This is a genomic window from Microcoleus sp. Pol11C2 (assembly GCF_036701505.1).
Classification (GTDB): domain Bacteria; phylum Cyanobacteriota; class Cyanobacteriia; order Cyanobacteriales; family Microcoleaceae; genus Microcoleus.
Genome location: NZ_JAUBQX010000014.1, coordinates 104,854 through 119,584, shown reverse-complemented (window position 1 = coordinate 119,584; position 14,731 = coordinate 104,854). Strand labels below are relative to the sequence as shown.

Sequence of the window (14,731 nt, the reverse complement as noted above, 5' to 3'; positions counted from 1 at the left end):
TCAGCTCCACCCCTGACTTACATTTAATTCGACTTTTTTATGCTCCTGGCCCCACGTAAGCTTGTAGTCTCGTTCCAAAAACTGTCCGGAGTATTGCCCAAAAGCAGCGCATTTTATCATACTTTTGTATATATACTTGCAAAATCGGGATGCTCCCACACTGATTGCAGTCATCGATTGTTATTTTATTCCAAAAAGTGGCAAAAAAACTGAAGGAAAAGCTAGTTTTTATAATGGTGTAGCTGGCAAACCTGAAGAGGGATTAGAAATTTCTGTAATTGCTGTTGTCGAAGTTAAAACTCATTTGTCTTATAGTCTCAGTGTACAACTTGACGAAGTGGCGTCCTCCAACAGAACTACCGAAACATCCCCTAACTGCCAAGGCGAAAAAAAACTCAAAAAAACGGGGCAAAAAAATAGCTCCAGAAAGCTAAATGCCTGAGACAACAAAAGTTGATGACTATGCTCAACATTTAATAAAGACTCGTTCCCTGTTGCCAGATTCTGTCCGTTACTTGGTCGCTGATGGTTATTATTACCGCTTTAAATTCTGGAATGCTGTACGTGATGCAGATTTAAATTTGATTAGTAAATTAAGAGTTGATGCCAACTTGAATTACATTTATACAGGTGAAAAAAATCAACGGGGCGCTCAGGAGAAAATATGATGGTAAGGTTGACTGCAATAATTTGACAAATTTAACTTTCATCAAATAACTTAAGCCGGGAGTCAAGCTTTATTCATTAGTAGTATGGAGTTGTTGTTTAAAATGTAAAATACGTTGAGCCTGTCTGTCTGAACTTCAACCCAACGGTAAAATAAAAAATATTTTATTGTTTAGTACGGATATTAATCTCCCACCCCAGCAAATACTTGAGTATTATCAGGCTCGTTTTCAGATTGAGTTTATTTTTCGTGAGGCCAAACAATTTACGGGTTTATCTGATTCTCAATGTCGTAGTAGTCAACGGCTTGATTTTCATTTTAATGCCAGTCTAATTGCTTTAAATGTAGCCAAATATGAAGCCTATAATTGTCACTTGTCTCCGGCTCCCTTCGTGTTTTCAATGGTCTCTTATAAACGCTTGGAATTAAATAGACATCTACTTTACACCTTTATTCACAAGTTAGATTTAGACCCTAACTTAATTTTAAATCACCCTAACCTCCCCTCCGTCCTATCCTATGGTACTCTCGCTGCTTAAAAACTGTCCGAAGTATTGATTTAAAGGCACAACAGCTTATCACTGACGGCTATTGTGTGTATCGCTTGTTTAAGCGATGAGTGTGACCAGAAGAGGGAGCAAAACAGGGATGACTAGAGTTTAAGGAGAAAATTGTCGTCTACGGCACTATCTGGCTCGACTTCACCGCAAGACTTTGTGTTATTCCAAGTCCGTTGACATGTTGTACAAGTCAGTACGCTTGCTGATTTACTATCTTAAACACGAGCCGATTCCTCTGTTCTCTTAATCATTCACCTTTGTGCAACACCAAGGAAGTTACTTGCCAAAAAATCTCTCATGTACCGATTCACTAACTGCGGCTGTTCCTGCTGCACCCAGTGGCTGCAATTAGGAATGTAATGAATCTGAAAATCCCGGACGTAATCTGCGGTTCCATAGGTTAACTCTTTGCCGAGGGCGGCATCATTTTCTCCCCAAATCATCAGCGTCGGAACTTCCAGAACCCTCCAATTCTGGCGATCGAGAAATCCGCGAGCAATATTGCGGTAATAATTGATAGTAGCAGTCAGAGCGCCCCGTTTGGCAGCCGCATCTTTGTAAGCTTCGATATCTGAGGGGCTAAAGGTGCTTTTGTTAACTGCCATACCTTCCAAAGCAGCCGAAATTGCCTGATAGTCGCCCAACTGAATTAACAACTCCGGCAAAACTGGCAACTGAAACAAAAAGATGTACCAACTTCTCAGCAATTGTTGGGGAGTGCGTAACCCTTCAGCAAACTTTGCCGGATGTGGTAGATTCATCACAATTAATTTATCTACCATTTGGGGATAAGCATAAGCAAAATTCCAGGCGATCGCACCTCCCCAGTCGTGACCAACTAAGACGCAACTTTCGTATCCCAAACCCTGAATAATGTCTTTGACATCTTTCACAAACTCTGCCATCACGTAAGCAGATTGATCGTGAGGTTTGTCGCTGTCGTTGTAACCCCTGAGATCTACAGCGACTACTTTATAATCTGATGCAAATTCTGGGATTTGATGTCGCCAAGAATACCAAAATTCAGGAAATCCGTGCAGCATCAGCATCAGCGGCCCAGAACCTTGAGTGACACAGTGCAGTTTGATGCCGTTCGTAGGGATAAATTCGTGTTTCCAAGCAGCTTCTAGCACAGACATATTTGATGCTTCCTCTAGCTATCGAGATAGCCTAGCAGTTACTCTCTTTAAGAGGAACCAACTTTAGGCATATCTAGCAATTCTCCCAGCACTTGTAAACCCTTCCTTTTCTCTTCATTTGTGGAACAGGCGTCCCGCTGGTGGTTCTTCGCGCAAAAAAGCCGTAGCTTGGGGGGCCCGACGCGATCGCCCGTTGCCCAAAAAGATTGCTATCTCTGTCCAAATAATAGTATAATGTTGCTGGCATCCAGACAACTGTTAAGCCAAAAATTACTCATTTTTGAAGGCGCGAAAATCCCGAAGCGCAACATTTTGAGGTCTTGTGATGGTGCCAGTTCAATAATTTAAATCAGGCGAGTGTACTAGGAATTAAAGGAGTTAATACTATGTCGGGCGATCGCCTGCAAAACATTGTTAACCGCTTGACAGATCGTCTAAAGCGCGACGTATTAGTTGAAAAATCCCTCTACGACATTCGAGAAATTTTGCAGAGCGATCGCGCGGTGCTTTATCATTTTTACACGCAATGGCAAGGCCGAGTGACTTACGAGATGTTGAGTGCGATCGAACTCTCAATCTTGGGTTCAACGGGGCCAGATGAGTGTTTTAACGGCGACCACGCTGCTTTGTACGAAGCCGGCAGAGTTAGAGCAATTACAGATATTGAAGTAGAACCAATTCACCAATGCCACCGAGATTTTCTGCGTAGCCTGAAAGTTCGCGCCAATTTAGTTGTGCCAATTTTAACGAACAAAGGACTGTGGGGGCTGTTAATTGCTCATCAGTGCAGCGGGCCCCGCACTTGGTCGCGATCCGACATTGAATTCATGCAGCAACAAGCACAAAATATGGCAATATCTCCGACAATTCAAGATAGTTAATATCGCATCTACTATTAGTACATAATATACCAGGATTTCACCCTCGAATTACTGTAATCTATCGCCCCCTTGGAGTAGTATGAATCTCAGTGTTCAACCGTTTTCGAGTTCGGGTGCATTCTCTCGGCGATCGCATATTACCAAGCAACCAGAATCCTGTCCCAATCGATCCCGATATTCATCTAACTGTTTCACACTTTTGTCTCTAGGAATATTTGGTGGCAAGGATTTTTCGGATGCTGGGGGAGCGAAACCCAAGAATGATATCTTGAGGAGACACGCCACGTTGAATCAGTTCTCGATCGATGTAGATTTCCGTACTGTTGTGTTGAATCCAGATTTTATTTTCGATGATATCGAGCTGCATGGCACACCCATAGATGCGATATTCGTCGCGCCATTCGTTGTGCATAACGAGGTATCGATCGCGGGCGATATCGAAGATTAGCTGAGCATTTGCGTCATTTTTAGAAAAGTCTTCGAGAAAGTCACAAACAATTTTGCGGTATTCGTTTAGTCTATCCATTGGTCGATCGCCTCACGAATTGGATTGTAAATAATTAGTCGAATTTCATAACGTTCGATGACAGTTTTTGCGGGTTCAAATCTGAGAAACATTTGGTAGGTATCGGTGGGCACTGCCAGATACAGTATAAGTTCTGGTTCGCTAAGACTTCGAGGGCAATGCGATAGTTGAGGAATTGACCGAGGGCGGTGTGGAATTCAGAAATGGTGGAGCCACCTGCGAAACTTTGCGCCGTGAATTGATAAAGCCTTTGTCAAGGATGCTGAGCTTCAAAATACGGGCTAACGAGCGCTGTCATAAAACTTCAATCCAGCATCTTAAATACTCTTAAACGACGATATTATTAGTATTAATCATTTGAAAGCACTGAAATGTTAGACCCAGCCCCCAAACTGTAAAGATTAAAAGCTAGAGGCACTGTACAACTCCCAGGAAAAACTCTGCCCCTCATGCAAATTTCAAAGCCTTTTCTAATCCCAGGACATCACCGATGTTTTATCCTTAATCATCTTGGCATCACACTTTGGGCAAGGATGTTTACTAGGCCAGGGATAGAGCCGCGATCCTTGACATTTAGGACAAATATTGAGGCTCTTATCATAGTTAGGATCGCCAGTCGGGCCATCTTTGCCATCGCCCCCAATCAGAACGTCAACTACTGCTTCACAATCTTCACAGGTCATTGTTCTAACAACAGCGATCATTCCAACGTCCCAACAACCAGAAACCCATTTTGCTATGTACCCACAACCAGGACATACAAAGTTAAATTTTGCACCCATTGTTTTCCTTGATGAAGCTTGGCTAATTTGTACCAGTATACCTCTGTCCCAGAGCCGATCGGATTGCAGAGCAGAACTCTCTGACGACTAAGCAGACTAACTTGTAATAGTATTTTAATTGTAGGGTGCGTCAGGTGAGTTTCTTAAACGATTATTTAAGGTTTAAATATCTGACGCACCTTACTAATTATGAGAATTGCGTAATTCCTGTTAGTATTAACTAACGGCTAAAGCCTCCCCCAAAGGATGCTGCTGCAAAACAGCTTGCAAATACTTCCCAGTATAAGACCTCTGATTTGCCGCCACATCCTCCGGCGTCCCCGCCACAATAATTTCGCCCCCCTTATCTCCCCCTTCAGGGCCTAAATCGATCGCCCAATCGCAGCACCGAATCACATCTAAATTGTGTTCGATTACCAAAATTGAATTACCCTTATCTACCAATCGTTGCAGCACATTTAACAAATGGTGAACATCATAAAATGACAAACCAGTCGTCGGTTCGTCGATCAAATAAAGCGTCTTCCCAGTAGCGCGGCGCGACAGTTCCGTTGCCAATTTGACGCGCTGCGCTTCGCCCCCAGAAAGCGTCGGCGCCGGCTGTCCCAACTGAATGTAACCCAAACCAACATCAACCAAAGTTTGCAGTCTGGCGCCCGCCCTGGGAATATTTTTAAACATTTCCAAAGATTCCTCTACGGTCATGTTCAAAACATCAGAAATAGACTTGCCTTTGTACTTAACTTGCAGCGTTTCCCGGTTGTACCGTGCACCCTTGCAAACCTCACACTGCACGTAAACATCGGGCAGAAAATTCATCGAAATCACGTTCACGCCTTGGCCGCCGCAAGCTTCGCACCTTCCCCCTTTGACGTTAAAAGAAAACTGCCCCGCTTTGTAACCTCTTGCCTTCGCTTCAATGCTTTCGGCAAACAAATCCCGAATCACGTCAAAGACTCCCGTGTAAGTAGCGGGATTAGAGCGCGGAGTACGACCGATGGGAGATTGGTCAATTACAATTACCTTATCAACCACATCCTCTAGAGAGCGTTCCCCTTTCGTTTTGAGGGCGTCCATATCGGGTGGTAAAGGCACTTTTTTGGTGATATAGTGTTGCAGCGACGGATACAGCAATTCATTGATTAAAGTTGATTTTCCAGAACCCGAAACCCCCGTCACGCAGACGAGTTTTCCCAGGGGAATTTCCACATCAATATTTTTTAAATTGTTGCGCCTCGCATTGGTTATTGAAAGAGCTTTGCCGTTGCCTTTTCTCCTTTCATTAGGGGTTTCAATTACTCGCTTTCCCGACAAATAAGCACCCGTCAAAGATTCCTCTGCCGTCAGCAAATTTTCTAAACTTCCTTGCGATATAATTTTGCCACCGTGAACGCCGGCGCCGGGCCCGATATCGACAATGTGGTCGGCCGCCCGCATGGTTTCTTCATCGTGTTCTACGACAATCAAAGTATTGCCTAAATCGCGTAATTTTGTTAAGGTTTGCAGTAGGCGAAAATTGTCTCTTTGGTGGAGTCCGATGCTGGGTTCGTCCAAAACGTAGAGAACACCCGTCAAACCAGAACCGATTTGAGTCGCTAGCCGAATTCGCTGGGCTTCTCCGCCAGAAAGCGTCATTGCTGCGCGGTCTAAAGTCAGGTAATCTAACCCGACATCGAGCAAAAATTGCAGCCTTGCTTTGATTTCTCTCAGGGCTAAATCGGATATTTGGAATTGCCGATCGCTCAATCCCAAATTATTTACTCGTTCGCGACATTCGCGAATCGAAATACTGGTTAAATCTACAATTCCGTACTGTCCCAACCGCACCGAAAGCGCTTCGGGTTTCAAGCGTTTGCCGTGACAAACCTCGCAAGAGCGATCGACCCGATACTGTTCCAACTTCTGCTTGATCAGATCGGAACCTGTATCGTCGTACTGGCGCTGCAACATGGAAATTACGCCATTAAAATCTCTCCTAAAATCAGTGCTGCCGTCCCGCTTTTTACTTTCTGCGCTGCGCTTTTGCTCATTGCCGTACAAAATCACCCGCTGGTGTTCGGGCTTTAATCGATACCAAGGAGTGTCGATATCAAACCCGCAACTATCAGCAATACTGCAAAGCAAAGAGAGATAATAAGAATTGTCTTTGTCTGACCAAGGCGCGATCGCACAATAAAGAGGCGCTTTCTCGTCGGGAACTACCAACTCCGGCGCAAAAGCCCGCAAACTCCCCAAACCGTGACAGTTTTGGCACGCGCCGTAGGGCGAATTAAACGAAAATAACCGAGGGGAAAGTTCCTCCATTACCGCGCCGTGTTCGGGACAAGCAAAGTTTTCGGAAAATACGATCGGCCCCTGTGGTTGGGAATTTTCTTCTGTCGGTAACTCTTCAATAATCGCAATCCCCTCAGAATGGCGCAAACAAGTTGCCAGAGAATCAACTAAACGTTCTTCTAAACCGGGTTTTTTAATTAACCGATCGACAACTATCTCGATATTGTGCGTATGATTTTTATCTAATTCGATATTTTCCGAAAGTTCTAAAATTTCTCCGTTAACTTTGACGCGAATAAATCCTTCCGCAGCTAAACTCGACAATAATTTGCGGTGAGTGCCTTTTTTTCCGCGTACAACTGGTGCCAGAAGGTGAAAGCGAGTACCGTCTGGAAGTGCCATGACTCGATCGCACATTTCATCAATTGTCTGCGGCGCAATGCAGCGATCGCAAATCGGACAGTGTGGTTCGCCAGCTCTGCCGTAGAGTAATCTGAGATAATCGTAAATTTCTGTAACAGTGCCAACAGTCGATCGCGGGTTATGAGAAGTTGACTTTTGGTCGATCGAAATAGCCGGACTCAACCCCTCAATCGCGTCCACATCCGGTTTGTCCAACTGTCCCAAAAACTGGCGCGCGTAGGCGCTGAGAGACTCCACGTAGCGGCGCTGTCCCTCGGCAAAAATTGTATCGAAAGCGAGGGAAGACTTGCCAGAACCGGAGACACCAGTAAAAACGATCAGTCGATCGCGCGGCAGTTCCAGATCGATATTTTTCAGGTTGTGCTGTCTCGCACCGCGAACCCGAATCGTATTTTGGTTGTGAGAGTGAGAATTCGTCACATTATGCCCGTTGCGGGATGCACTTGGCTGGCTGTTTGAGGTTTTGGCGCGTTGGGACATGAGAGTAGTGCAAAACAGTGCTTAACCATCTTAGCGCTGCCGATCGAATAGCTGGCATCCAAACTCAAGAATATCAAAGAATTGTCAAATAAGTTTCCGTCGGCCCGTCGGGCAAAACCTTCAAACTTTGACGCTTCAAATCCACTTCAATTCCCAGCGCTTCCATCGGAATCACGCCTAAAAGTGGCGTTTTCCCCTCGGACAATTCCAAACACTCAAAAGTCCCTTCGCGCCCGCACAGCGAAATCGAAGCAGCCCCAAAAATCCTCGCCTCACTAATGCCCGTGGCTGTTTCCACAACTACTTGCTTGAGGATTTTCAAACCCAGTCTGGCAATGACATCTTTAGGTAAACACAAAGTAGTGGCGCCCGTCTCCACCCAAACATTTTCTACAGTAACAGACCTGACTTGCTCGATTGGAATCAGACCATCTTCGGCTTTAGCTTCATCAATCCAATTCGTAATTACTACGGTTGCGATCACTTTTTCCCTTGGGGTTTCCGTAGTTGGTTAAATTACGTTCAAATTATCATAAATTGCTACTTTAATTATAGCACATATTTCCACAGATTGTCGAACCAGGCACTCCCCATCCTGCACCGCCCACCGGACGAACATCTCTGGCTAAATCATCCAATTATTATTGCACGCCAATAAACTTGTGAGTTTGCAAAGATAGCCTGTAACTAGAATTTTGTTTCAGCAATTCCAAAATAAGGGGAATTGCTGATTTTTGGGAGTTCCATTCTGGTTGCAAAAAAACCGGAATATTCACATTATTTTCCAAATGCTTGTGATAAACTTCAACTTCTTCGCCAGTGCTAATCACTAACTTAATTTCATTGGCTCTAGTCCAAAAAAGCTCTTGCACCGGATATTTAGGATTGACGTGTTCCTTCGGAGAAAGAGTAATCCAAGCCTGCGGGGAAACATCCTGCCAGCAAGCGCCCGAAGTTTCAATACTCACCTGCTTGTCAGCTTCTAACAAAGCTTCAACTAACTCAGGCAAATCGCGGTGAATGAAAGGTTCGCCGCCAGTAATTACCACTCTCGGAGACTGCAATTGAGCGAGCAATTGTGCGATCGACTGCGGTACAGACGGCAAACCTTTGCCCCCATTTGCGTAACCCGTGTCGCACCAAGGACACCGCACAGGACAACCGGCCAATCTGATAAAATCAACTAAAGTCCCCGTCCAGTAACCTTCGCCTTGAACAGTACACTGAAAAGTTTCGTGAATTGGTAATTTAAGTTGTAAATTAGACACCCGAAGTTACGCCTCAAATCAAAAAATTACGTTGTTTAAATATAATATTCTTAAATTGTTATTCCTTCGCGGTTTGCAGCAAATAAAAACAGTCCTGAACGCATAAACGGGGTTTCTGAAAAAAAAATATCCGTTTTATCCCAGAAGCTTGACTCAGAAATCCGGTTTCTTCATAGCTTTTGCATAAGTCCTTACCAGAAAGAATTGGTTTAAAGCCCAAAGCCCGATCGCCCTTGAGAAATTAAAAGAAGACTATTCATTACTCCAATCCTCTTTCTTCCAGGTAGAGGTCGCCCCGCGTGCGGTCAACTGTCAACTGTCAACTGTCAACTGAAAAATCCACCACAAACCGCAAATAACTCTTTAATTATCCTGTTCAGGTTCCATCATAGTAGCCCAGCGGCGTTTCAATGCCAAAGTCAGCCCGTCAGCAATGGGGACAACACTGAGAGTAACTCTGGGATCGTTACGCAATTTGTCGTTAAAAGTACGAATGGCGGTGGTACTTTCGTCTTGTACTTGAGGGTCAGCTACTCGTCCTGACCACAGAACATTGTCAATTACAATTAAACCCCCATTGCGTACAAGTTGGAGCGATCGCTCAAAATAAGCCTCATAATTTTCTTTATCGGCGTCGATGAAGGCAAAATCAAAGGTTCCAGCTTGTCCCTCGGCTATTAGTTTGTCGAGAGTATTTATTGCTGGGCCCAACTGCAAAGAAATCTTATTAGCAACGCCCGCAGCTTCCCAATAGCGTCGTGCGATCGCAGTATATTCCTCGCTGACATCGCAAGCAATAATCTGACCGTTTGAAGGCAGCGCCAAAGCTACGCACAGCGAGCTATAACCAGTAAAAACGCCAATTTCTAAGGTTTTGGTCGCTCCCATAAGCTGCACCATTAGCTCCATAAACTGACCTTGTTCGGGAGCAATCTGCATCATACCCATAGGATGTTTAGCAGTTTCTTCCCGTAGTGAAGCGAGAATATCTGGCTCCCGCAGAGAAATAGATAACAGATAATCGTAAAGTTGATTTTCTAAGCCAAGTGTTGAGTTCGCCATCGGTTTGTCCTTGCTGCTCACTTTTGATTTTAGATTGTAGACGCGCTGTTAATGGAAATCGGAGACTGTAGAGTTAATTTTGGCACCTATTTCGCTGGGGCTGATGACAGGTTGCAGTAGCAGTGTCTCGGTTACACAGAGGCAACTTGCAAAACGCGCGCTCTACTTGCAAATCAGTTTATCTCAGCCACAGGTGATTTAGCACCTCTGGAAAATAAAAATGGATAGAAGGGAGCGTTTTGAGATTGCTGGGTTGCTAGCAGCGTGTAACGCCGTTAGTGATAGCAGTTCAAAAAATGAATGCAACTCTACACAAGCTGCAAAATCATACATAATAAGCTATTTCCCATCTCAAATTTCAAATAAATCTCAAATGATATGAGTCGGTGAAAAAGTGACTTCATCCCGATCGCGAAGTAGACGAACTGCGAAAAACATAAGTATGTCATTGCCAGTTCAATGAAGCAATCCCAGAGGTTGTGATTCGTTTACATTTTGTTACATTGTCAAGTTTTTGTGTGTCGCTCTACTCAATCGCCAATGAGTAATTATTGAGGACTTACGCACTCCCAAACCAGCAAACCGTTTCCTTTAACTATTATGGATTATGGATGGGTTCAAGCCCGTGTATGTTCCTGGAACAAACCCGGCGTCTGGAAACCCTTGTCTCCCGAAGTATTACTAATAATTAATAAACTGGGTTCAATAGGACGATTTCTTAACTGTCACACCTTATGAATCCATACCTAAACAACCTACCCCAAATCTCAATTACGTTCCACGATAGAGGTATAGCAAGTATTTGTGGGAAAAAACAGGTTGATCGCAACCCTTGGCCTGCATTGTTACTCATAACTAATGAACCGGGATTAATAGGACGCTCACTTAACTGTCACAGTTTATTACTCCAGACCTAAAGCACCTACCCACAATCAAAACAACATTTCGCAAGGGCGATCGCCATGTCTTACACTTTCGCAGGTTTTGGTGCCGTCACAGGTATATTTTTGCTGCTATTTTTTGCCATTCTGCAATGGCTGCACATCCCCGCCGGCAGCTTCATCGATTGGGTAATTGCCATTGCTAGTTTTGAATGGCTGTTGTTGATAGTTACAGTTCCCTGGAATATCCATTTTGAAGCTAAAGAAGTTTTAGCGCAAGCCGCAGAATCGACTAAAAAAAACATTGCTGTCGATCTGGAACAACTCCAATACGTTACTGTATTAGTTAGCCGATCGCTCTTTGCGGCGATCGCACTTCACCTGTTTAGCGCGATCGCGCTTTATGCCCTAGCCGCCGCCGGAATTAGTGCTGTTGGCTATCTCAGTTCCGGTGCTGCACTGCTGTTAACTGTACTGCGTCCAGCTATCCGAGGTTATCAGTATTTAGCCCAGCGGCTGACAACTATCCGCAGCCAATTTTTGTACCCCCGCGAAGATATTGTCGAACTCCGCAGCCGCTTTGCAGGGTTAGAATCTACAGTTAGAAATTTGACCGATCAATTAAATTCAGACGATCCGAATTCGTGGGCGGCTGTCCAAAATCGGGAACGGGCAGCTATCAGAAGAGAATTAACTACTGTATCCGCATCTCTACAATCTTTGCAAGCGACAAATCAGGCAGAACACACTAAACTCGCAAGAGATGCAGAAAGTGCGATCGCCCAACTCACCGATGACGGACAATTTCTCAACCACGTCCGCGAAATCATCCGCTTCTTTAAAGAATCGTAAAGTCAGTTGACAGTTGACAGTTGACAGTTGACAGTTCATAGTTGACTGTTGACTGTTGTTTGTTGTCATTAGTTACCAATGCGCGATGCCCGATGCCCGATGCCCAATTCCCAATGCCCTATCTTTAGATAGATGCCAAATAGCCACAGATAGTAAGAATTTAAATAAAAACAGAATTTTATCAGTCTTCAGGAAGACTCAATCAAGCTATTTTCCCTAGCAGCAATTTTTCGCAAACTATAACCAAAGATAGTTTGTGAATGAGCTAGCTTTGACCTAATATTTAAACATAGCGCAAAGACCTTTTTGAAAATATAACTCAGGAATAAATCATGACTAATCGTCAACCAATACCCCCCAAAGAAGAAGTTAGCAAATCAACACCGGCCGACGAACAAATCGAAGCCAATATGGAAGCCCCCCACTACGACAGGGGCATTACTCCTGCGGAGACAGCAGCACGGCAAGAACGGGAAGGCGCTAATTTCATGCACACCACCAACGAAGGGAAGCAGAAAAGTGCAAAAACTGATGACCAAACCGATAACGAAAGCATTCACACCACCGATGGTTATACAGTAGACAAAGAAGGTCTGGTTAACAATTACGCGATCGAACCGGAAATGTACATCAACGAACCGGGCGATTTGAGAGAAAAAGAGGAAGCTGAAGCCGCAGAACGCGCTCGAATTCTCGCAGAAGTCAAAGATAAAAAAGGCGAGGAAGGAAAACTGACAATGGATGCAGATACTCGCGGTAAAGGCCCGGGCATTATCTAGATTGTGTGGTTGGTAGTTGCGTTTCAGCGCGCGAAATTGCAACTGCAAACCCAAGGGGCGGGTTTTTATAGTTCCGGCAGTTATTGCTCGATATTTCCGGTACAACCCGCCCGTGTTGTGTTTTGCACATCGGTTTTTTTTTGAGTTGAGAAGTTACATCGTAAATCTCTCACTTACCGTATCAATCGGCAAGCTTTCACACCCAGCTCAAAAAAGCCTTAAAATTCCTCAAGCTTTAACATTTTCTCTCAGCCAATTAAACTTAGCCTCAGCTAGCGCCAAATTTTCCAGGACGTTAGGATTGATATCCTCTCGTTCAAATTCGGGTTGATCTAATTCAATATTGCGACCGTATTCTATATGTCTGATCGTACCGCGCATCCTGTCTGCCAGACACAGTGAAATTCCATAATAAAACCGGGAAGCAAAGCCCATATCGTTTTGAAGTTTGATTACTAACTGCCGCCTAGGAATTGCCAGCAAGTGAGTTTCTTCGATCGCCTTCACCGTTGCCAAAGGAGGGCGAGCGTCAATGAAAGAGACTTCTCCCACCAGTTCTCCGCTGGCTATTTTAGCGAGTTCTCTAGTCCGCTCAGCCTCGATCAAAACGCTCAAACTGCCATTCAAAACAATGTATAGCGCATCGATCTGTCTCCCTTCATGGATCAAAATCCCGCCCGGATCGAGAACTTCCTTTTTGCCTTTATGGACGATCCAGTTGATATCGTCATTATTTAACTGGCTCAAAATAAAAAGTGCTTTTTTCCTGCTGCTGTCGGCCATAAGTTTTAGCTCTCGATCCCTTCTTCTTTCATATATAATTTAGATGGCGCGCGGTCGCAACTTCTGCCGAAGCAGTCCTCGCTCAATACAGTTTTTTTTATCCTGCCTAACTTCTTTGCAAAACCCATCTCAGGCAGGCTTTGCCCGTAGCAGATGAATCAGGCTGAATGATAATCTCTCAATACTAGCATTTGTTAAACAATCTTCTTTAACTCGATCGACCTCAAAAAACTCGTGTAAAATTCGCGTCTCAAAACCAATTGGGTTCACCCGCCCAGCTTTGCTGCGGGATGGGGCGCGGTAGACAATACTCCGCGCCCAGTCTTGCTCACTAAATCGATCGCAAATCAGGATAGCCGGCCAACATATCGTCAGCAGTCAGAGTGTCCCCGTTGGCTTGAGGAGTCCACAGCACCTCAACCGCCAGCAACTGCTCGCTCGATACTCCCCCAATCTGGCGCAAAGCTTGGCGCAAATCTTCAGAATTTTTCACGGCTGGCAATTGCAATTTACCTTGAGTACCGACAATCACCGTCACCACAATATATTCCCCGGGATCAGAATTCAAATCAGAAGCAACCAGCGCCCCCTTTTCCTGCAAACCAGGCAGGATCTTGCTGCTCCCTGCTTGTCGGAGCTGGTTGTTATAATTCGAGAGCGTTTCTTCAGTAAATTTGCTGCGTTCTGCCAAAGAAAATTGATTAAACTTAGCTTCGGCTGCTTCCAAGCGAGTTTGCACAGATTCAGCGCCCGCGTAAGACCAGTATTCAGGATGGCGCAGCAGCGCCAGAGTAGATTCTTGCAGCACTTGAGCGCGGCCTGCTGCGGTATCGGTATCCGCTTTTAGCGCTAGGGCGTCGAGTTCGGCTTGCAAACCGCGGGCCTCTGCTAGCAAACCGACTTGCAAGCGGGCGACAGATACTGTAGTGGTGGGGGCGCTGTTGCCGAGTTCGTCAGTTCCGCCCCCGGCGCGGCGGAAGCTTTGGACGAGGAAATTAGCGATCGAGATAAAAATCAAAATCGAGAACAGGCCGCCAAACCCGCCCCCAAAGCCAAAAAACGGCAGCAAGAACGGGAAACCGAAACCGCCGCCAAAGCCGCCGCCCGGGTAGTAACCTCCTCCCGACGGCGCGTAAGTGCGACTCGGGGATGAGTAACTGCGGGCTGGAGCACTAAAAGATCCGCCGCCGATGCGTCCTCCGCTGCGGGCAGCCAGAGCTCCATCAGCGTTACCGAGGGCGAGCGTCAGTACCAGACCGATCGCGAATAGTGGTTTCAAAAGGGGTTTCATCTTTGAAATTAGTTGCTTGTACATAAGACCGTTACTATTCGATACATTTATAATTTACAGTTTATTCTCGCTTCTGGGCAGCC

General features: G+C 45.1%; 15 protein-coding genes and 1 pseudogene. 7 read left to right on the top strand and 9 right to left on the bottom strand.

Annotated features, from left to right (window positions below; translation table 11 throughout):
* Positions 1 to 136 precede the first annotated feature (136 nt).
* The 4 genes and pseudogenes from QUA42_RS11280 to QUA42_RS11265 form a co-directional block, all read left to right on the top strand.
* Entirely contained in the window at positions 137 to 442 is a 306-nt protein-coding gene (locus QUA42_RS11280) for a hypothetical protein (RefSeq protein WP_333137364.1), read from the top strand.
* Positions 435 to 668, top strand: a complete 234-nt coding sequence (locus QUA42_RS11275; protein ID WP_333137363.1) for a hypothetical protein — start codon at positions 435 to 437, stop codon at positions 666 to 668. The genes QUA42_RS11280 and QUA42_RS11275 overlap by 8 nt, the downstream gene beginning before the upstream one ends.
* A 166-nt stretch (positions 669 to 834) precedes the next feature.
* Complete coding sequence (locus QUA42_RS11270) at positions 835 to 1,206, top strand: transposase (RefSeq protein ID WP_333137362.1); 372 nt, start codon at positions 835 to 837, stop codon at positions 1,204 to 1,206.
* A 97-nt stretch (positions 1,207 to 1,303) separates the two neighbouring features.
* A pseudogene (locus QUA42_RS11265) lies at positions 1,304 to 1,474 on the top strand (IS1 family transposase); the annotation flags it as partial.
* A 4-nt stretch (positions 1,475 to 1,478) separates the two neighbouring features.
* Here the strand turns inward: QUA42_RS11265 and QUA42_RS11260 are convergent.
* The gene (locus tag QUA42_RS11260) at positions 1,479 to 2,366 is read right to left on the bottom strand and encodes an alpha/beta hydrolase (RefSeq protein WP_333137361.1); all 888 of its coding nucleotides are present in this window, start codon (positions 2,364 to 2,366) and stop codon (positions 1,479 to 1,481) included.
* Between the two features lie 386 nt (positions 2,367 to 2,752).
* Here QUA42_RS11260 and QUA42_RS11255 point away from each other — a divergent pair, with 386 nt between their 5' ends.
* Complete coding sequence (locus tag QUA42_RS11255) at positions 2,753 to 3,247, top strand: GAF domain-containing protein (RefSeq protein ID WP_333137360.1); 495 nt, start codon at positions 2,753 to 2,755, stop codon at positions 3,245 to 3,247.
* A 205-nt stretch (positions 3,248 to 3,452) separates the two neighbouring features.
* Here the strand turns inward: QUA42_RS11255 and QUA42_RS11250 are convergent, their stop codons facing one another.
* The 6 genes from QUA42_RS11250 to QUA42_RS11225 form a co-directional block, all read right to left on the bottom strand.
* The gene (locus QUA42_RS11250; RefSeq protein WP_333137359.1) at positions 3,453 to 3,773 is read right to left on the bottom strand and encodes a XisI protein; all 321 of its coding nucleotides are present in this window, start codon (positions 3,771 to 3,773) and stop codon (positions 3,453 to 3,455) included.
* On the bottom strand, positions 3,761 to 3,865 hold the full coding sequence (locus QUA42_RS11245; protein WP_333137358.1) for a hypothetical protein: 105 nt from the start codon (positions 3,863 to 3,865) through the stop codon (positions 3,761 to 3,763). Before QUA42_RS11245 ends, QUA42_RS11250 begins: the two co-directional genes overlap by 13 nt.
* 906 nt (positions 3,866 to 4,771) lie before the next feature.
* Positions 4,772 to 7,732 (bottom strand): excinuclease ABC subunit UvrA, encoded by a 2,961-nt coding sequence (gene uvrA / locus QUA42_RS11240; RefSeq protein ID WP_333137357.1) that lies wholly within the window; start codon positions 7,730 to 7,732, stop codon positions 4,772 to 4,774.
* A gap of 73 nt (positions 7,733 to 7,805) precedes the next feature.
* Entirely contained in the window at positions 7,806 to 8,216 is a 411-nt protein-coding gene (locus QUA42_RS11235; protein ID WP_333137356.1) for an aspartyl protease, read from the bottom strand.
* A 157-nt stretch (positions 8,217 to 8,373) separates the two neighbouring features.
* On the bottom strand, positions 8,374 to 9,000 hold the full coding sequence (locus QUA42_RS11230) for a 7-carboxy-7-deazaguanine synthase QueE (protein WP_333137355.1): 627 nt from the start codon (positions 8,998 to 9,000) through the stop codon (positions 8,374 to 8,376).
* Between the two features lie 363 nt (positions 9,001 to 9,363).
* Positions 9,364 to 10,062 (bottom strand): class I SAM-dependent methyltransferase, encoded by a 699-nt coding sequence (locus QUA42_RS11225; RefSeq protein ID WP_333137354.1) that lies wholly within the window; start codon positions 10,060 to 10,062, stop codon positions 9,364 to 9,366.
* 962 nt (positions 10,063 to 11,024) lie between these two features.
* Here QUA42_RS11225 and QUA42_RS11220 point away from each other — a divergent pair.
* Entirely contained in the window at positions 11,025 to 11,795 is a 771-nt protein-coding gene (locus QUA42_RS11220; protein WP_333137353.1) for a hypothetical protein, read from the top strand.
* Between the two features lie 332 nt (positions 11,796 to 12,127).
* Entirely contained in the window at positions 12,128 to 12,574 is a 447-nt protein-coding gene (locus QUA42_RS11215; RefSeq protein WP_333137352.1) for a hypothetical protein, read from the top strand.
* Positions 12,575 to 12,802: 228 nt separating this feature from the next.
* Here QUA42_RS11215 and QUA42_RS11210 read toward each other — a convergent pair whose 3' ends face one another.
* On the bottom strand, positions 12,803 to 13,357 hold the full coding sequence (locus QUA42_RS11210) for a cyclic nucleotide-binding domain-containing protein (protein WP_190656306.1): 555 nt from the start codon (positions 13,355 to 13,357) through the stop codon (positions 12,803 to 12,805).
* Between the two features lie 331 nt (positions 13,358 to 13,688).
* On the bottom strand, positions 13,689 to 14,672 hold the full coding sequence (locus QUA42_RS11205; RefSeq protein WP_333137351.1) for a DUF1517 domain-containing protein: 984 nt from the start codon (positions 14,670 to 14,672) through the stop codon (positions 13,689 to 13,691).
* Positions 14,673 to 14,731 lie beyond the last annotated feature (59 nt).